At 51.3% G+C, this 18,653-nt stretch carries 18 protein-coding genes; all 18 read right to left on the bottom strand.

The features are described 5' to 3' along the window. Positions 1-47: 47 nt before the first annotated feature. Complete coding sequence (locus GXX34_03305; GenBank protein ID HHW06553.1) at positions 48-1,361, bottom strand: pyrimidine-nucleoside phosphorylase; 1,314 nt, start codon at positions 1,359-1,361, stop codon at positions 48-50. Positions 1,362-1,373: 12 nt separating this feature from the next. Beyond that, positions 1,374-2,207 (bottom strand): purine-nucleoside phosphorylase, encoded by an 834-nt coding sequence (locus GXX34_03300; GenBank protein HHW06552.1) that lies wholly within the window; start codon positions 2,205-2,207, stop codon positions 1,374-1,376. Positions 2,208-2,210: 3 nt separating this feature from the next. Then, complete coding sequence (gene xerD, locus GXX34_03295) at positions 2,211-3,122, bottom strand: site-specific tyrosine recombinase XerD (GenBank protein HHW06551.1); 912 nt, start codon at positions 3,120-3,122, stop codon at positions 2,211-2,213. A gap of 76 nt (positions 3,123-3,198) precedes the next feature. After that, on the bottom strand, positions 3,199-3,822 hold the full coding sequence (spoIIM, locus tag GXX34_03290; protein ID HHW06550.1) for a stage II sporulation protein M: 624 nt from the start codon (positions 3,820-3,822) through the stop codon (positions 3,199-3,201). 53 nt (positions 3,823-3,875) lie between these two features. Then, a complete protein-coding gene (locus GXX34_03285; protein HHW06549.1) occupies positions 3,876-4,550 on the bottom strand; it encodes a hypothetical protein in 675 nt (224 codons plus the stop codon). A 221-nt stretch (positions 4,551-4,771) separates the two neighbouring features. After that, the gene (locus GXX34_03280) at positions 4,772-5,866 is read right to left on the bottom strand and encodes a DUF3866 family protein (protein ID HHW06548.1); all 1,095 of its coding nucleotides are present in this window, start codon (positions 5,864-5,866) and stop codon (positions 4,772-4,774) included. A gap of 12 nt (positions 5,867-5,878) precedes the next feature. Beyond that, positions 5,879-6,691, bottom strand: a complete 813-nt coding sequence (locus GXX34_03275) for a UDP-N-acetylmuramyl pentapeptide phosphotransferase (GenBank protein HHW06547.1) — start codon at positions 6,689-6,691, stop codon at positions 5,879-5,881. Next, the gene (locus GXX34_03270; GenBank protein ID HHW06546.1) at positions 6,688-7,359 is read right to left on the bottom strand and encodes a glycosyltransferase family 2 protein; all 672 of its coding nucleotides are present in this window, start codon (positions 7,357-7,359) and stop codon (positions 6,688-6,690) included. The genes GXX34_03275 and GXX34_03270 overlap by 4 nt, the downstream gene beginning before the upstream one ends. Before the next feature lie 12 nt (positions 7,360-7,371). Then, positions 7,372-8,508: a hypothetical protein gene (locus tag GXX34_03265; GenBank protein ID HHW06545.1), complete on the bottom strand. Its 1,137-nt coding sequence runs from the start codon at positions 8,506-8,508 to the stop codon at positions 7,372-7,374. Positions 8,509-8,593: 85 nt separating this feature from the next. Continuing rightward, positions 8,594-9,358 (bottom strand): sporulation transcription factor Spo0A, encoded by a 765-nt coding sequence (gene spo0A / locus GXX34_03260; protein HHW06544.1) that lies wholly within the window; start codon positions 9,356-9,358, stop codon positions 8,594-8,596. Positions 9,359-9,503: 145 nt separating this feature from the next. Next, the gene (gene spoIVB, locus GXX34_03255) at positions 9,504-10,802 is read right to left on the bottom strand and encodes a SpoIVB peptidase (protein HHW06543.1); all 1,299 of its coding nucleotides are present in this window, start codon (positions 10,800-10,802) and stop codon (positions 9,504-9,506) included. 181 nt (positions 10,803-10,983) lie between these two features. Next, a complete protein-coding gene (gene recN, locus GXX34_03250; GenBank protein ID HHW06542.1) occupies positions 10,984-12,684 on the bottom strand; it encodes a DNA repair protein RecN in 1,701 nt (566 codons plus the stop codon). A gap of 19 nt (positions 12,685-12,703) precedes the next feature. Continuing rightward, the gene (argR, locus tag GXX34_03245; GenBank protein HHW06541.1) at positions 12,704-13,162 is read right to left on the bottom strand and encodes an arginine repressor; all 459 of its coding nucleotides are present in this window, start codon (positions 13,160-13,162) and stop codon (positions 12,704-12,706) included. Then, positions 13,159-13,683 (bottom strand): methyltransferase domain-containing protein, encoded by a 525-nt coding sequence (locus tag GXX34_03240; protein HHW06540.1) that lies wholly within the window; start codon positions 13,681-13,683, stop codon positions 13,159-13,161. Before GXX34_03240 ends, argR begins: the two co-directional genes overlap by 4 nt. Positions 13,684-13,744: 61 nt before the next feature. Beyond that, positions 13,745-14,680 (bottom strand): NAD(+)/NADH kinase, encoded by a 936-nt coding sequence (locus GXX34_03235; protein ID HHW06539.1) that lies wholly within the window; start codon positions 14,678-14,680, stop codon positions 13,745-13,747. Further along, entirely contained in the window at positions 14,655-15,461 is an 807-nt protein-coding gene (locus GXX34_03230) for a TlyA family RNA methyltransferase (GenBank protein ID HHW06538.1), read from the bottom strand. Before GXX34_03230 ends, GXX34_03235 begins: the two co-directional genes overlap by 26 nt. A 94-nt stretch (positions 15,462-15,555) precedes the next feature. Beyond that, positions 15,556-17,436, bottom strand: coding sequence for a 1-deoxy-D-xylulose-5-phosphate synthase (locus GXX34_03225; GenBank protein HHW06537.1), 1,881 nt, complete (start codon positions 17,434-17,436; stop codon positions 15,556-15,558). A gap of 2 nt (positions 17,437-17,438) precedes the next feature. Further along, on the bottom strand, positions 17,439-18,011 hold the full coding sequence (locus tag GXX34_03220; GenBank protein HHW06536.1) for a hypothetical protein: 573 nt from the start codon (positions 18,009-18,011) through the stop codon (positions 17,439-17,441). Positions 18,012-18,653 lie beyond the last annotated feature (642 nt).

The following is an 18,653-nucleotide window of genomic DNA, read 5'->3' as shown; positions in this document are numbered from 1 at the left end:
TGCAACTACTCTTTTATTATGTCCAGGCATGGGGCCTTGAATTCCGTTTAGCGGCGTCCAGTTACTTTACCGTAGATGAGGGGCCGTTTCTCCGGTGCATGGGGTGATATGTGGAAGCATCGTAATGATTGCTGCACGGCAGCTTGAGCCGCGGCGGTATTTGGGGCATGGACATAAGCGATTTCTTCCCCTGCACATACCTGATCCCCTACCTTTTTCATGATCTCCAGTCCAACGGCAGGATCAATGGGGTCTTCTTTCGTAGCTCTGCCGGCACCCAAAACCATGGCAATGCGGCCGATGCTTTGGCAGTCGATGGCATGGATGTATCCGGCTGCCGGCGAGCATACCGGTAATACCACCGGTGCCTGAGGGAGCAGGGCTACGTTGTCGATGACCTCGGGATTGCCGCCTTGTGCTTCAATTAATTGGGCAAGTTTCTCCAATCCTGCCCCGGATTGTAGCCGTTGCACCAGCAACGCCCGTCCTGCTTCGGAGGTTGTGACCCTGCCTGCCAGCACTAACAGCTCAGCTCCGAGAGTTAAGGATAATTCGGTCAGATCCCGGGGCCCGTTTCCTTGTAACGTGTAAATGGCTTCTTTAACTTCCAAAGCGTTGCCGACGGCATGACCTAAGGGCTGATCCATATCGGTAATAAAAGCCACGGTAGGATGCCCTAATCCCTGCCCGATTTCCACCATCAGCTCAGCCAGGGCGAAAGATTCTTCCCTGGTTTTCATGAAAGCGCCGCTGCCTGTTTTTACATCCAGGACGATAGCGTCGGCTCCGGCGGCCAATTTCTTGCTCATAATGCTGGCGGCGATTAAGGGAAGGCTCTCCACCGTCCCGGTCACATCCCTTAGGGCATAAAGCTTCTTGTCAGCCGGTACCAGATTGCCCGTTTGGCCAACCACACCGACACCGATCCGGTTCACCTGTGCAATGAATTCCTTGATCTCTATGTCAACCCGCATGCCGGGGATGGTTTCCAGTTTGTCGAGGGTGCCGCCGGTATGACCGAGCCCCCGCCCGGACATTTTAGCTACCGGGACTCCTGCTGCGGCCACCAAAGGTGCCAGTACCAGCGTGGTAGTATCGCCCACACCGCCGGTGCTGTGCTTGTCTACGATCGTTCCCTCAATATGAGATAAGTCCACCGTTTCGCCGGATTGAATCATGGCTTGGGTCAGAGCCAGGGTTTCCTCATGATTCATGCCTCTGAAATAGACGGCCATAGCCCAGGCGGACATTTGGTAGTCGGGAATCCGGTCCAAAGTGTACTGCCTGATGAGAAACTCGATTTCTTCCTTTGACAGGGGGTGTCCATCCCGTTTTTTGGTGATCAGGTCCACGGTGCGCACCGGAAATCCTCCTTACAAGCTGCTGATAATCTCACATACAAGCTCTTGCAACTTTCTGCCACCCTCTTGGGCTGTTTCCACTACTTCCACGTGATCCAGTTGAGCATGTCCAAGGCCGGCGGCCGCATTGGTGATGCAGGAAAACCCCAGTACCCTCATACCGCTATGATTAGCGACAATGACTTCGGGTACAGTGGACATCCCCACTGCGTCCCCTCCCAAAGCCTGCAGCATTCTGACTTCTGCAGGCGTTTCATAGCTTGGTCCCCCAACCCAAACGTAGACACCTTCGTGCAAAGTAATGGCTAGGGATCTAGCTTTTTCCCTGGCCAACTGCCGCAAGGAGGCATCATAGGCTCTCGTCATATCGGGAAAACGGGGGCCCAGCTCAGGCATATTCTCCCCTCTCAAAGGATTAAGTCCAAGGAAGTTAATGTGATCGCTAATCAGCATGAGATCACCGGGCCGGAAAAGAGGGTTTAATCCCCCGGCAGCATTGGTAATGATGAGGGTGTTAACCCCGAGCCTGTTCATGACCCGTACCGGGAAGGTAACCTCTTCCAGGTTGTATCCTTCATAGTAATGAAAGCGACCCTGCATGGCCACCACATGCCTCCCGCCGATGGTACCTCCCACTAATCGACCGGCATGGCCGGCCACCGTCGCTATGGGAAAATGGGGTATCTCATCATAAGGGATAACCTTGGCATCCTGTACTTGCTCCACCAGGCCGCCCAAACCTGAACCGAGGATGATGCCAATTTCCGCTTTGGTAATTTCTTGCGCAACAAATGCCGCTGCTTCTGTAATTTTCCTTAACAGTTGAGTCAACGTAGAACCTCCCATCAACTATGCTCTTGGATGTGTCTGGTTGTATACTTGTTTTAACCTGGTCTGGGTCACATGGGTGTAGATTTGTGTGGTAGAAATGTCAGCATGACCCAGCATTTCCTGTACCGCTCTCAAGTCCGCTCCATGTTCCAGTAAATGGGTGGCAAAGGAATGCCGCAAGGTATGGGGGGTAACATTGGTTTTGATGCCTGCATCCTGGACATATTTTTTTAAAATTTTCCAAAAACCTTGCCTGGTCAAACGAGTGCCCAGATGATTAAGAAAGAGGGCATTGCGAGAATGCTTGTTGGCCAGGCGGGTCCTGCCCTTTTGAAGATAAAGCCGCAGGTATTCGGCGGCAACGGAACCGATGGGCACCACCCGTTCTTTGGATCCCTTTCCCATACAACGGAGCAAACCGACATCCAAATTTACCTGATCTATGTCAAGGGAAACCAGTTCACTGACCCGCAGCCCGGTAGCATACAACAGCTCCAACATAGCTTTATCTCGGATGCCTGCCGGCGTGCTTAGATTAGGCTGCTGCAGCAGCTTGTCCACTTCATCTTCCGTCATCACCTGCGGCAGCCTTACTCCCGTTTTCGGGGTCTCCAGTTTGGCTGCCGGGTTAGAGCTTACCAGTTTTTCTCCTAACAAGAATTTATAAAAAGTCTTAATGGAGGCAAGGTGTCTCGATACGGTGGTTACGGCTTTTCCTTCTTGTTTCAAATGCATCAGGTAGAGGAGAATCTTGTGCTCGTCAATCTCGTCCATCCTGTTAATATCATGGTTGGCCAAAAATTTTTGCCAATGCTTGAGATCGCGGTAATACGAATCCATGGTGTTTTCCGCTAAGCCTCTCTCCACCGCCAGATACTTGATGAAGCCGTCAATGTAATGATCCAGCATTTCCTCACCCCGGGAGATCATTCTTGTTTCTTACTTCAACACAGGCGTCCTGTTTCCTGTTTTTGGACAAAAAAATATGGCAGAAACCTGCCCGGGGTTAAGAAATCACCAGTTTCATGAGGAGCGGCGAACAGTATGCTTCCAAGAAAGCCGCAGCTACCACCAGGATACAGAGAATCCCGATACTGATGCTGTAGGCAAAAAACTGCTGCAAGATACCGTCCCGCCTGTATTCATGCCGTCCTTTGACCAACCACACGGAAAAGGTGATACCAATGACTCCGGCCGTAATTAATCCGGGCAAAAAAAAGATATTTGGAGGGGTTAGCGCCGTGAGGGCCAGTAAAATACCCTCCAGTCCTTTACTCTGTACCAAGAAACCGGCTGTAAAACCAAGGGTAAAACCTTCAAAGTAGAGTAACAGCAGGATCATGGGAGTGCCGACCACCGTCAGTCCCAGAAACCAGATTAGCCCCATGGTTTTAAGGTTATTATATAAAGATTGTTTGATGACCACCAATTGATCCCAACCCAGCCCTTCCAACTCCATGAAAAAGGATGACAAGTAGTCCCCCAACTCCAGGGCTTCTTCCGCCGTAAGCAGTTTTACGGAAACAGTCCCGGTAATAATGCCGGCTACTAAGCAAAAGACAGTCAAGAGATAAAACCACAGGTTGTCCCGGGCATGATTGAGCCACAACGTTCTAAACACCTTCAGCACTCGGGTTCCTCCTAAGATCAGGTTATTAAATATTTATGGGACCTAAGCTCAGATTATAACCGGCGGTTCCTGTTGGCGACAGCAAATTGAGACAGCCACTGGGCCGCCAGCACATCTTCCAGGGACTGGCTGCTGGCTGCTACAAAAGTGATGTTTTTTCGGCGAATTCTAGCCAGGTGCAGTGCCCGTTGGATGCCGCGCCGGGCAGGTTCCAACCCCTTCATGTGCCTGGTCCGGGCAATAGTCGCCGTCGTACACGTGCCGCCGGCATTGTAAGCGGCATCGTAAGCCACGCCGCCGGAATAGGTAACAGCGACGACGATGGTGCTTTTGAAATCTACCACTTCAGCAGTACTGGCACCCAGATTCGGCACTACCAGGTAGTCCGCCACACCGGCTTCATGGAGTCCTCTACGGACAGATGCACAAGCGGCCAACCTGCTCCGGTGCGGACCGAAACGTGGTTCAGCAACGATGACAACCGGCACCTTCAACTGCCTGGCCAGCAAACCGGCTTTTTGTCCGATCCGGAAAGGATTTACCGGCACGGGTGGTTGGACCCGGTCAGGACTGGCTCCGTAGACTTTGAGGGCACCTGCTTCCAGCGCTCCTTCTAAAGTGGTTGACATGTCGATAATATCCACAATCACCACCAGGTGATTAGCTAAAGCCGCTTGCCTGGCACCAGAGGCATCCACAGAACAATTGATAACCGGGGTCCATGTCACTTGAGGAACCTCCTTACATATTCTCGCGCTGCCTGGCGTAAACCTAATACTAGACATATGGAGGACAGCCTAATTCATGACTGGTACCTATAGAAGGGGGTCGTGACCATGGAAGTGCTGGTGAAGAAGGAAGGTTTTGTTTTTTGCGGGACCTGTGAAGAGCTGAAGAACTGGCTGGCCGCATTTCCAAGTGAATGGACGCTGGAACAACTGGTGAGGTCTCATTTCCAGTGACCTGGAGTTAACAAATCACAGGCAACCAGGCCCGCAGCCCAGGCAGCATCAAAAAAAGCCGGGTCCTCGTCATAAATACGCCCCATGGTGGTAAGTTGAATGTCGAACTCGTGAAAAAGTGTTTTTAAAGGGACGGCATCCTTTTCGACAAAATGAAACTTGTCATCTAACCTTTCTTTTTTGATTTGCTGCCACAGAAACTGGGCTTGTTCCGGCGGCAGCTTGGGCAGTCCTACCCAGGCGCGAGTCAAAACCACAGTTTTGAGAATGGTCTGGCTGTGATGGCTTAAACCCCGGTGGCGCGCCCGCGGGTCAGCAAAACTAATCCGGGGCACCACGACCGGCTTACCCTCCAATGAGGCTACCGCATTGACAATTTGTCCTTGTTCAACGCCGGAAAAGCCAAATCTAGTGCCGGTTCCCGCCAGGCCCGGCCCCATGCCGGCAATCACCACATCGGCTTTCAGTACTTCCCTGGCAGCCAGTAAAGCGGAGAAGTAGTTAACGGCTTCCAAATCACCGCCGAAGGCATGTCCGGCCGTGACCGTTCCCGCAATGATTCCTTTTTCTTTCAATGCGGTTACGAGCCTGCTGAAAGCAATGGGTAAGGCGCCCCCGTCCGTCATGACGTAGACTATTTTCAACTTTCCTTGCCCGGCCCAGTGCAGCGCCAGAGCAGCGGGGGCAAGATGACTATGGAGCAGGGTCACGACTACCGGCATGCCGGCCAGGGACATGCTGTCCTCCAGGCATTTACGGTAAGGACTGTTTTCTTCTTCGACACTTAAAACGCTGAACTGCAGCGGTGTGTAGCGCAGCTTCATGATATGTCCCGGCCGCTTTTGTTTACCTGAGAGCGGGCGGGATTTGTTATAAACAACAAAATGATAGCCTCCCGTACCCAGCCCTAAATCCACGGCAGTGGTGTTAAGAACTACCAGGTCTCCCTGCTGCGGCTTACCGGAAAAATCGTGGTAACAGGCAGCATGATGTACTTCCTGACCCAACTGCACCAGCACCAGGGTCATGGCCTCTGTCTGCTCCAGTACTTTTACTACGGTTCCCTCCGCGAGATTCAGCATCCTTCTCACCTCTTAATAATCAGGTCGACCGAGACGATCGAGATAATTCAACCAGGGAGTCCTTTCAATTAACCGGGTAATAGAGTGCCTTTCCGCATAAAAGTGCACTGCCAAAAGAAGCGCCAGTACCATTGCTTTGACCGTTATGCTTAGGGAGACTACCGCCGACAACCCTAACACAAATCCCCAAAAATTGGCCCCGGTATCCCCCAACATGCTTTTCATCTTAAGATCGTCGGGTAGGTAGGCTAAAGCGGATCCTACCACGATGAATAGCCAGTCCGGTTCGGCCCGCGGCGCCGCCAAAACTAATATGGCGGCACCGGCGATAAACGATTTCGTAGCTCTACCCGGCCGCAAATCCATTAAATTAAGGAAGTTGGTCATCAAGGCAATTAACAATGTATTGACCACCAGGTTAATCAATTCATGGTTACCTAAGGTCCACGCACCGGTCAGGGCTAGTATCAGACCGCCGGCGGCTTTGATGAAACCCGTGGTAACATGACCATGCCGCAATGCCCTGAAATGACCGCGAAATCCTTTATGAATACCTTCTCCCTTTAAATCATCCACCAAACCCAGCACGGCTATGCTTAAGCATAACAGGAGGACTGACCACCCTTCGACCGGGCGAAGCCAGGGCCTAGTTGCTGCCATAACCGTCAGGGAGACCGCCGCAGGCACCACTCCTGCCGGTGCCGGTAAAGTGTGCCCCAGGTAGTTTGTCGCTTTAAATCCCTTCGCCAACATGTATTTTAGACTCCAAGGCAAACAGCACCGCGTCAATCCATAACCCAGTAATAACAAGGCTAACGGTCTCATCTCAACGCCTCTTTCGCCAGTGTCTTCATGATATGACCGAATTGCCTGCCGCGGTGACAAAAGCCTGCCCAGTCTCTCCCCGTTTCCCGGTGTTCCATGGCTACCTCCACCTCTTTGAGGCGGTAGCCTTGTTTTAGAAGCCGGATGGTGGCACCCATCTCCGCCCCGAACCCATCGGGCCAGGGAAAGATAGCTTCCAAAGCTTTTCTGGTCATGGCCCGCTGCCCGGAAAGAACAGCCTGTACCGGTGTCCCGCCGATACGTGTTACCCCCCATTGGGCGAGTCTTTTTACTAAACCGAAACCGCCCTTACGCTTCGCTTTAGGGAAACGGGCAATAACACAATCAGCTTCGCCGGCCAGCACCGGCTGCCATAGCTTACATGCTTCCCTGGCAGAGGAGCCTAGATCCCCGTCTAAAAATACAATCACATCACCTGTGCTCAAAGCGGAACCGGTGTTGAGGGCGGCGCCTTTACCGAGATTCCGGCTGTGTTGCCAGACCGTAGCTCCCTCCTGTCTAGCATACTGAGCGGTATGGTCCCGAGAACCATCATCGACAACGATGATTTCTTTGATTTCAGGAAACTCGCGCAAGGCCTGGATGGTTTCCCTAATGGAACCCGCTTCATTATAAGCCGGGATGACAATAGAAATATTTCCCTGCATAACCTTCTCCCCTTAAAACCCGAACTGCAATCTGAACTTGATCCACACCAGGCGCATGAGCTGGTAGAGATTTGGGTGGATGACGGCAATCAAGCTGATGGGCAGCAAAGCAGCGGCCAGGATTTTAGCCAGGTAGGCGCCTCTCAGCCGCTGCCTGTAGAGTTTGTTGACACCTTTGGCATCAATCAAGATATTTCCTACTTTGAGCCGGACCAGGAAAGTACTGGCCATCCCTGCCCGTCCCTTGTTAAGGAAATCCAGGAGGGTTGTATGGGTACCGACGGCGATGATCAGCTCCGCACCGGCTTCGAAGGCCAGAAGAAAGGATACATCCTCGCTGGTACCGGGGGCGGGCAGGATGTGATGGGGCAGGTTTAATTTTTCGACTCGTTCCTTGCCGGGGGCTATGCCGTTAGGATATGCGTGCACAATGATTTCAGCACCGCACCCCAGAGCCTTATCGGAAACGCTGTCCATGTCGCCCAAAATGATGTGGGGCCGGTATCCTTCTTCCAGCAGGGCGTCAGCCCCACCGTCCACACCGATCAAGACCGGCTTGACCTCATCGATGTAAGGGCGGATAGCCTGTAAATCCTCCCGGTAATCGGGGCCCCGGACCACAATCAATACGTGCTTTTTTTCCAAGGAAGTCTTTAAAGGTGGGAGGGGTAAAGGAGCAAAAATGGATTTCATTTCCCGGAGAGCAAAATCCATTGTGTTGAGGGCGAACCGCTCTAATTGCTGGTTCAGGTTTTGTTCAGCTTTGGTGAGCTCCCCGGTCAGCTCCTGGAGCTCCAGCCGGCGACCGGTGAAAACCCGGTCATTGACATAAATCCGGTTACCGTCGATGCGTACGATGCTCCCATCGTGAATTTCTGCCAGGATTTTGCTTCCCACCCTATCGATGACCGGGATACCGGCGTTTAATAACTTGCTCGTCCCCAAAGCCGGGTAGCGACCTGAAAGGGACGGTGCCGCATTAATTAATGCTTTAATTCGTTTCTGGAGCAAGGCATCAGCGGCTATATCATCCAAATCGATGTGGTCCACCACGGCAATTTCATGGGGGCGCAGTCTCTGGATCAAATTCTTGGTTCGTTGGTCTACACGGCACCGGCCCTGGATTGGCAATTCTATCACCCGAACCATGGTAATTCCTATTCATGCTTATTATGGTTTGAAAAAGGCCTGGAAATACAAAAGCCTGGGTCGTCATAACCCAGGCTGTAACACATCAGCTGATCTTCGCTTGGATACGCAGTTTGTCGGCAATCATAGCGATAAACTCTGAATTAGTAGGTTTGCCTCGTTCTACATTGATGGTATAACCGAAAAAGCGATTCATCATTTCTACATTGCCCCGGTCCCAGGCCAATTCAATGGCATGGCGAATAGCTCTTTCTACCCGACTGGGCGTGGTATGGTATTTTTCGGCAATCATGGGATACAATTCTTTGGTAACAGCCCCGAGCAAACTGACATCGTCAATGACGAACATGATGGCATCCCGTAAGTACTGATAGCCTTTAATGTGGGCCGGTACTCCCATTTGATGAATGATTTTGGTGACTTCAACATCCAAATGTCTGGTTTTGACCGGGTTCTGAACCATTTTTACACTGCCTTTAGCCAGCTGCTTGATGCGCACACCTAATACATCCAGGTCAAAGGGTTTAAGTATGTAATAATCAGCACCCAATTCAACGGTTCGCTTCGTCATGAATTCCTGCCCGAGAGTCGTTAGAATAATTACTTTAGGACGGGCAGCTAAATCCATGGTTTCCAAGTTTTCCAACACCCCGATGCCGTCCAGATGAGGCATAATAATATCCAGCACTATGACATCAGGTTCTTTTTCCTGAATAAGCTTCAGCGCATCCAGGCCGTTATAAGCCACGCCAACTACTGAAAATTCCTCATTTTCTGTTAAATAATTATGTAGTATTTCGCAGAACTCCCGATTGTCGTCAACGATCAATACGTTAATTTTTTCTGACATTCTTTTGACCCCGCCCTCCGTCTAAAAAATATCAACGAATTTCTCAACAAGATAGATCTTTCGACGCGGAAAATGGTTTTCCTTCCTTCTTATGGAAATTTACCCCATAAAAAAGCTCCGTCCGAGGACGGAACTTTCAGGGTAGTTATGCTGCTTCTTGGGCTTGCTCCAATATACCGGTTTCCGTCAGCATCCATTCGGCCAGGATACCGTACCCTTTCGTGGGCTCATTTACCAACACATGGGTCACCGCTCCCACCAGATAGCCGTCCTGAATAATGGGGCTCCCGCTCATGCCTTGCACAATGCCGCCGGTAACTTCCAAAAGCCTGGGGTCGGTGATGTTAATCAATAAATTCTTGCCGTTAGTGGTCTGGTGAGGATTAATCCGTACAATCTCCACGGAAAAACGCTCTATTTTATCCCCTTCCACCACAGTCAGTACTTCCGCCGGTCCGGTTTTCACCTGGTGGGCAAAAGCTACGGGCAACGGTTCGCGATAGATTTCGTTTTCAAGGGGTGTTTTAAGAAAGCCAAAAATACCGTAATTGGTGTTCTTCCGGATATCTCCCTCAATGATGCCTTTGTCAGACTGGTGAAAAGTGCCTATTTTTTCACCGGGTTGACCACGACGGGCTTGATTGATGCCGAGAATGGAGGCGCTGACGATTTTCCCTTCCCCCTGGGCAATCTGCCGGTTTACTTCCCCATCGGCGATGATGTGGCCCAGAGCGCCGTAGATTTTAGTCTTAGGATCGTAAAAAGTCAATGTACCTACCCCGGCGGCACTGTCTCTAATGTACGCCCCAATCCGGAAGCGTTTAGTGTCCTTACACATCACCGGGTTTACCTGCATGGTTAACTGCTTGTTGTCTCGCCAGATGGCTAAACTCACCGGTTTTTTCTTCTTACCGGCCAGGTGAATTAATCTGGCCGTTTCTTCATCGGTAGACACCGGTATCCCGTTCACCTTTTCGATCACATCCCCTATGGCGAGGCCGCCGTCCCGGCCGGGGTTGTGTTCTTTCCCGTTTTCATCGATAACGGGAGCAAAACCGACTACTGTCACTCCTTGTGCCTTTAATAAGATGCCAATGGCATGCCCGCCGGGAACCAGCTCAATGCGGGGTACCACGTCCACATCCATGTTTTTGACGGGAATGAGACCGAAGAGCTTAAGCCTGATGCTGGCTTCACCCGGTTTGGTGGCTACCAGGCCCGTTGTCTCCTGCAAGAAACTGTTGAGGGAAACTGTTCCGGTTTTCAAATCCAGCAGATCCTTGGGATTGGTGCTGACTTCGACTTTCAATTGGTTGGACAAATACGGCGGCAGGGGCAGGTGTATTCCTAATTGTTCTCCAACTCCGATTTTTAGCAAACTTGGCATAGAATAAAAACTTCGCAATTGAGGTGTTAGACTAATAAAAACTACTAAGATTGCCAATACTAAGCCTGTCCAAGATCGTTTTGGCTGCACTGGTTGCTCACACTCCTGTCGATGGATTTAACGTTTTGAAGAGGTCTTTCTTAAATTGTCCCGACAGGAGTTTTTTATAATCACAAAAACATCCCAAGGCCAGCTGACAGTTGCGGCATCGAATGATGAAAAAAATGTAAAAATGCGTTTAGCAGTCTGAAAGTTGCTTTTCCCGGGACGCTTCCTTGATGAGTTCTTCTGCATGGCGGATGGCCGTCATATCCGTGGGCCCGCCTCCCAGCATGCGCGCTAATTCTTCTACTCTCTTAGTATCCGTCAAAGTCTCGATTTTAGTGACCGTGCGGCCGCTATTGTTTTCCTTGTAAAGACGAAAATGGACATCGCCGTAGCTGGCAATTTGCGGGGAGTGGGTAATACAAATCACCTGGCGGGATTTGGCGATCTCCGCCAGTTTCTGCCCAACTTTGAGCGCGGTCATCCCGCCGATGCCGGCATCGGCTTCGTCAAAAATCATGGTTTCTACAGCCTCTACCTGGGCCAAGATAGCTTTAAAGGCCAGCATAATCCTGGCCATTTCACCGCCGGAAGCAATTTTGGCCAAGGGTTTGAGCGGTTCGCCCAAATTGGGACTGAGATAAAACTCCATGGCATCAATCCCGGTTTCATCAGGACGGTCTTTTTGCGCAAAATGGCACTTGAACTGCACCATGGGCATGTCCAATTGCCGTAAAGCTTCCTGCATCTCTTGTTCCAACCGGCGGGCCGCTTCCTGCCTGCAGTGGGATAATGCTTGCGCCTTCCGGTAATAACTGTTTTCGAGCCCCTTGATTTCTGCCAGTAATTGTTGCAGCTTGCCTTCTTGTGCCTGCAAGATTGCTAATTTTTTGATTGCTTCTTCTTTATAGGATACGATCTCTTGGATACTGCCGCCGTACTTCCGTTTTAGGTCACCGATTAATTCCAGCCGTTGCGTAATTGTTTCCAGCTCAGCCGGATCGAAATCGTCCATGGACAAATAGTCCTGCAGCTCCCTGGCAACCTCATCTAACTGGTACAAAGCGTTCCTGGTACTCACCAGTGCCTCGTTCAAACTTGGATCAATAGGCACCAGGGTTTCTAACTTCGCAACGGCTTGACTTAACTGGTCATAAGCCGAGGGCATGCGGGTTCCCTTAAAAACTAAATCATATGCTTCCGCAGTTCCGGTCAGGAGCTTCTCCTGGTTAAGCAGTATTTGTCTCCGTTGCACCAGTTCTTCTTCTTCCCCGTCTCGCAATTGAGCTCTTTCAATTTCTTCTATTTGAAACCGGTAATAGGCCAGCAGCTTTTCTCTCTCCTCCGGGCTGCCCTGCAAGGATTCCAGTTCCCGTTTAGCTGCTTGCAATTGCTTGAATAAAGAGGTAACCTCTTCTCTGACCTGAATCAGTTCGTCCCCGCCTCTGAGGTCCAGCATGGCCAGCTGCCTCTCCGGTGACAGCAAAGACACTTGCTCATTTTGTCCATGAATATCCACCAAGTAGCTGCCGATGGCCTGAAACATGTTCAGGGGGATAATCCTGCCGTTAATCCGGCAGACGTTCCTGCCGCTTTTGGTTATTTCCCTGGAAAGCAGCAAACCTTCGTCAAGAGAAACGTCGAGGCCGAACTCCTCTAAGACCCGTGCAATCTCCCGGTGCTGGGAAGTGAAATAGCCTTCCACCACTGCCTTTTCCGCTCCGGTACGGATGTACTGGGTAGATGCCCGTTCACCCAGGAGAAGTCCTAAAGCATCTACTACCAGGGATTTTCCTGCTCCTGTTTCCCCGGTTAAAATATTTAAACCGGGATGGAAATCCAGGAAAGCTTTTTCTACCAGAACGAAGTTTTCCACCCGCAACTGTTCCAGCACGTTCATGCCTCCGTTCCAACTATTCCAGTAGATTTACCAGCATTTCATATACTTTTTTCACTGCCCCTTTTGGTTTAACAATGACGATGATGGTATCATCGCCGGCGACAGTGCCGAGTACTTCCTCCCACTCCATGTAATCCAAGCAGGCTGCTACCGCATGGGCGTTCCCTGTGAGGGTGCGAATGACGATAATGTTCTCGCTGTAATCTACTTTCACCACGGAATCCCGGAAGACTTTATGTAACCTGGCCAAAGGATTAGAGGTGCGCGTTTCCGCCGGCAGGGCATACTGGTAAAGATGGCTGTTTTCGTTGTTCGGGACTTTGACCAGCCCTAATTCTTTAATATCCCGTGATATGGTTGCCTGGGTTACTTTATAACCTTCTTTTTCCAGGGCTTTGACCAGTTCTTCCTGGGTGCAGATCACTTGTTTATTGATGATGTCAATAATTTTCCGTTGTCTGGCGGCCTTCAACAAACATCACCACCTGCATGTTCCCCAATCTTTTGGATGCCTATATTAAAAGGGGCCGACGGGGAGCGATTGAGAAAGGTAAGCCGGACTATGTCCCATTGATCCCTCGGCAGCCGGAGGATATACTCTTTGAGACTTTCCCATTCCTCCAATCCCCCGGGATGCCCCGTATACACCGTCAGCACAATGAAGCCCCCCGGCACCAGCAGTTCCATGCCTCCTTTGAGGGCTTGAAGGGTGGTTTCCGGGCGGGTGATAATCGTCTTGTCCCCTCCCGGTAGATAGCCTAGATTAAAAACCATGGCATGAATGGATTGGTGCACATAATCCCGCAACCGTTCATGCCCCGCCGCGATCAATTCCACCCTGTCAGCGACGTTATGCTGCCGGAGGAGTTGACTGGTTGCTTCTAAGGCTGCCGACTGGATGTCAAAGGCAAATACTTTTCCCTCCGGCCCCACTTTCCGGGCCAAAAACAAAGTGTCATGACCGTTGCCTGCCGTAGCATCCACAACAACCATCCCGGGTTTCAGGTATTCTTCTAACCACCAATGGGAAATAAAGACAGGATCCCGGAATAATCTAGTCACTGGAAGTCCCCTCTTGCAATTTTTCTCTTAAAACGGAAAAAAAGGTTCTGTCTTTGGTCCGCACCAGGCGAGTATAAAAAGGAGCTTTGCGGACAGTTACCTTATCCCGGCTTTTTAAATGTACCCCGTACTGCCCGTCTACCGTCAGCATGGCTTCCACCCCCTGGGTGACTATGGAAATACTGACTTCTTCCGTAGGCGAGATCACCATGGGCCGGGAATATAGATTATGAGGACAGATGGGGATCACAATCATGGCTTCAAGATCAGGACTGACGATAGGTCCTCCTGCCGACAAGCAATAAGCCGTTGAACCCGTGGGAGAAGAGACGATGACCCCGTCGGCGGGAAAGGTATCGACGTATTGGCCGGAAAAGGAGACGGTAAGCCTGATCATACGGGCAAAGGCACCCTTGGTGATGACCATATCATTGAGAGCATAAAACAGTTCCGGCGGTGCATCTGCCCGCACGACCTCGGCTTCCAGCATCATCCTTTCTTCTACGTGAATGCCTTGCCGGATGAGGCTGTCCAGGCCGTCTTTCAGTCCGGACAATTCAATACTGGTAAGAAAACCCAGATTGCCTAGATTTATGCCTAAGATAGGGATACCCACGGGAGCAACTCTCCGCGCTACGCTCAGAAGGGTTCCGTCACCGCCCAACACAAAAATGCAGTCGACACCAGGTTCCGCCCTGCTGTCTCCGGCCCAAGCTCTGTTTAACAGCGTTTCCAATTGCGGCGACGGCACCAATTGTATGTTATTCTCCCTGGCCCATTGCTCTATGTATTTAGTGACATCGGCGGCTTCAGCCTTTTCGGGATTGGCGATGATGCTAATCTTCATGGGTACGGTCTTACCTCTTTTCTGGTCATTATTCACGGCCTTCTCCTGTTGGAGTTTACTGCAGCGAATGATGGGCTTCATCCACAACAGCGGCGATGAGATTGTCCACCGGCGGCAATCCCAGGTCTTCCCGCGTTAACCACAATAGGTATTCGATATTGCCTTCCGGTCCCTTTATGGGTGAAAAATCCAAACCGCCAACTTTCAACCCAAGCTGCCGGGCCTCCGCGATGACGGTGTCCAAGACTTGCCGGTGCACCTTTGGGTCGCGGACAACTCCGTGCTTGCCGACTTTATCTTTGCCTGCTTCAAATTGCGGTTTGACCAGCAGAATAAAATCGGCTGTATCCTTGGCCAGTGAAACGACGGCCGGGAGAACCAGCCGGAGGGAGATAAATGAAACATCAACGGTAACCAGGTCCACCGGTTGCCCACCAATGTCTGCCAGGGTAAGGTAACGGATATTGGTTCTCTCCAGCACCGTTACCCTGGGATCTTGACGCAGCTTCCAGGCCAGCTGCCCGTAACCAACATCCACGGCGATGACCCGGTCGGCTCCATGCTGCAGCAGGCAGTCGGTAAAGCCCCCGGTAGATGCGCCTGCATCCAGCGCTATTTTTCCTGCCGGGTTAACGGGGAAGACGGCTAGCGCTTTCTCCAATTTGAGGCCACCCCGGCTCACATAGGGTAGATCCTCGCCGGTAATGGTGATGTGGGCCTTAACCGGCACCAGGGCACCTGCTTTGTCCTTCTTTTGCCCGTCAACCAGCACGCGCCCGGCCATGATGGCGCTCTGGGCTCTTTGCCGGGAAGGAAAAAATCCCATCTCAACTAACAAGAGATCCAGTCTTTTTCTTTCCAATTATTTTCTTCCTTTCCACATCTACCAATAGTATAAGCGATTCGGTTATTTCATTCAAATCCTCCGCAACAAAAAAGCTTAAAGCGTCTTCGCTTTAAGCAAGTAGACCGGAAAAATGTTCCTCCACTGCCTTGACAATGCCGGCGGTGGAAAGGCCGTATTTTTCGCGCAGCAGGTTGGCATTACCGTGAGGCACAAAAGCGTCCGGCAAAGCCAGGTTGACGACTTGGATATCGTGCAGGCCACGAGCACCAAGCATTTCCCGGATGGCGCTGCCAAAACCGCCTGCCAGGACATGCTCTTCCACCGTAATTAACCTCTTGCACCTTTTCACTGCGGCGATAATCGTCTTCTCGTCCAGGGGCTTTACGAAACGGGCGTTGATCACGGTGCAGCTGATGCCCTTTTCCCTGAGCAGCCGGGCGGCCTCCAATCCCTTATATACAACGGGGCCCAAGCACAACAGCACCAGGTCATCCCCTTCTAGCAGCACTTCGCTGGCACCGATCGGGATTTCTTGATACCTGTTTTCTTCCAGCGAAACTCCTTGACCTTGTCCACGGGGATAGCGAATGGCCGCAGGGCCTGGGTATTGCACGGCAGTGGAAAGCATTTGGCTCAACTCCAGCTCATCCTTGGGTGCCATGATGATGATATTGGGTATGGGGCGGAGATAAGCCAGATCAAATACCCCGTGGTGGGTTTCCCCGTCCTCCCCTACAATGCCTGCCCGGTCCAGGGCAAAAGTCACCGGCAAGTTCTGCATGCAAACATCATGTAGTACCTGGTCAAAGCCTCTTTGCAGAAAAGAGGAGTAAATAGCCACTACCGGGTGAAATCCTTGGATGGCCATACCGGCTGCCAAGGTAACACCATGTTGTTCCGCAATGCCTACATCGAAATAGCGGTCAGGCAATTCCCTGGCCAGGTGACTCAGTCCGGTCCCGTCAGGCATGGCAGCGGTGATGCCAACGATCTTGGCGTCTTGCTGGGCTAAGTGGACCAGGGTCCGGCCGAACACTTCCGTATATGTAGGGGGACCGTTCTTGCGGATCGCTTGGCCCGAATCAATGTCAAAAGCACCAATGCCGTGAAACGCATCGGGGTTCCTTTCGGCAGGTTCGTATCCCTTGCCCTTTTTGGTAATCACATGCACAATGACGGGGCCTTTAATCCTCTTGGCCTGCTGGAATACCGTGATCATGATGTCCATTTGATGACCGTCGATGGGGCCCAGGTAGGTGAAGCCCAACTCTTCGAACAGCATGCCCGGTACCACCAGGTATTTTAAGCTGTCCTTGATCCGCTCAGCTATCTTCACTACTCTTGGCCCGATGGAAGGTAATCGTTTTAGAACCTGCTCAATCTCTTCCTTGCCTTTGTAGTACCTGGGATCGGAGCGGATCCGGCTCAAGTAAGATGAGAGAGCTCCCACATTATTGGCAATGGACATTTCGTTATCATTCAGCACAATGATCAGATGGGTTCCCAAATGGCCGGCATGGTTGAGGGCTTCAAAAGCCATGCCGCCGGTAAGAGCACCGTCACCTATGACCGCCACCACTTCGTGCTTCTCGCCTCGCAGATCACGGGCAATAGCCATACCCAGGGCAGCGGAGATGGAGGTGCTACTGTGACCGGTATTGAAAACATCATGGGGGCTTTCACTGGTCTTGGGAAAACCGCTTAATCCCCCGTATTGCCGTAAAGTGTCAAACTGGGATAGTCTTCCGGTGAGGATCTTATGCACATAACACTGGTGCCCTACATCCCAGATGATCTTGTCCACCGGAGAGTTAAAGACTCTATGTAAAGCCAGGGTTAATTCTACTACTCCTAAATTGGGTGCTAAGTGCCCGCCCGTTTTCGCCACGGTGGTGATCAATTTTTGCCTGATCTTCTCGGCCAGGCTTTCTAATTGCCCTAGGTTCAGTCTTTTCAGTTGTGCCGGATCATTGATGTCCTCCAAATGCATTCCTATTTCCCCCTTTTAGGAGCGTGCCGGTACTGGACACCGTAGCGCTTATCCGTAAAAAACGCTATTATTTGGCCTACTTTAAATATTATCGTTTCCGCTTCCCGCAAAGCGTAGTTTTTCCCCAATCCCTTGCCGCCAATGGTTAAGCCTGCAATAGAGGCCGTCATAAGGGTGCTCAAAAGCACTTCGGAACCGCCAAACCCATCCTGCACCAACCGCAGCACAATGGCCGCTCCTATGGCACCGCTTAAGGTTCCACTGATATCTCCCACCACGTCATTACAGAAACTTGCTACCTTGTCGGCATGGTTGACCAGCATGACGGATTCTTTAGCGCCGGCGATTTTCCGGGACGCTTTCGCATGGAAAGGGCCTGTGCTGGCTTTAGTGACTGCTGTACCAATGATGTCGAAGAGAATGCCTAAGAATATTATGATCAATAGCAAGATCAAAGCTGGGATAATGGATTTAATGGCTGTTAATAGACTTTGGGAAACCAGGCTTAATACAATTGCTAAAAAAAAAGAACCTAAACCAATTAGGAAAGCATGTTTAAAGGCGCTTTGGGGAATATTTTTCCCAGAACCCATGCGTGTTCCTTCCTTTTTCATGATGCATGAGTGGTAGCTTAACGGGTAAACTCTGTGCCTTAAGGTCCGGCAGGATTTCCCAACAACCCACCAGCCGTCGCCGTACTGGCGGTTTCCCTTTAAGGGTCGCTCGGCCGTGTTGCCACCGGCCGGGCCGGATTGCCACTTAGGTCACACTTTAATCCCCGCTAAGCCTTACTGAAACAGTAAACAGTCTAGGAGCTTTCCTCGACAGATGTGCCAATTTCTAGCCTCTTTTGCAGTATAGGTTTCAAATAGCATACCCAAAAGTTTATGGCCATAAACCTTTGGGTACGACTACCTATTATCCACCTATACCACTCAAGGCAGGCTACGCTGCATCCAGCCGGACCGACCGAACTGCAGGTTCAATCCCAAGCCGTACCTTAACCCGGTGGGTTAAACCACGCACTTGGGTCTCCGCGGGGGTAGGGTCAACGCCTACATGCCCTTGTAGATCGCCCTATCCCCCTTAACTCCCAGCACCAACCCCCGACGGGGCATCGGCAGCCAGCACCAGGAACTTCATCGATGTGCCCTTTGACGGATTTTTAGGCCCGTCTTCAAAATTGGCCATTCTGACTAGAATACTGCACCACTCAT

It is taken from the genome of Clostridia bacterium (assembly GCA_012840125.1).
Lineage (GTDB): Bacteria > Bacillota > DULZ01 > DULZ01 > DULZ01 > DULZ01.
This window is presented reverse-complemented; position numbering and strand designations above follow the sequence as displayed.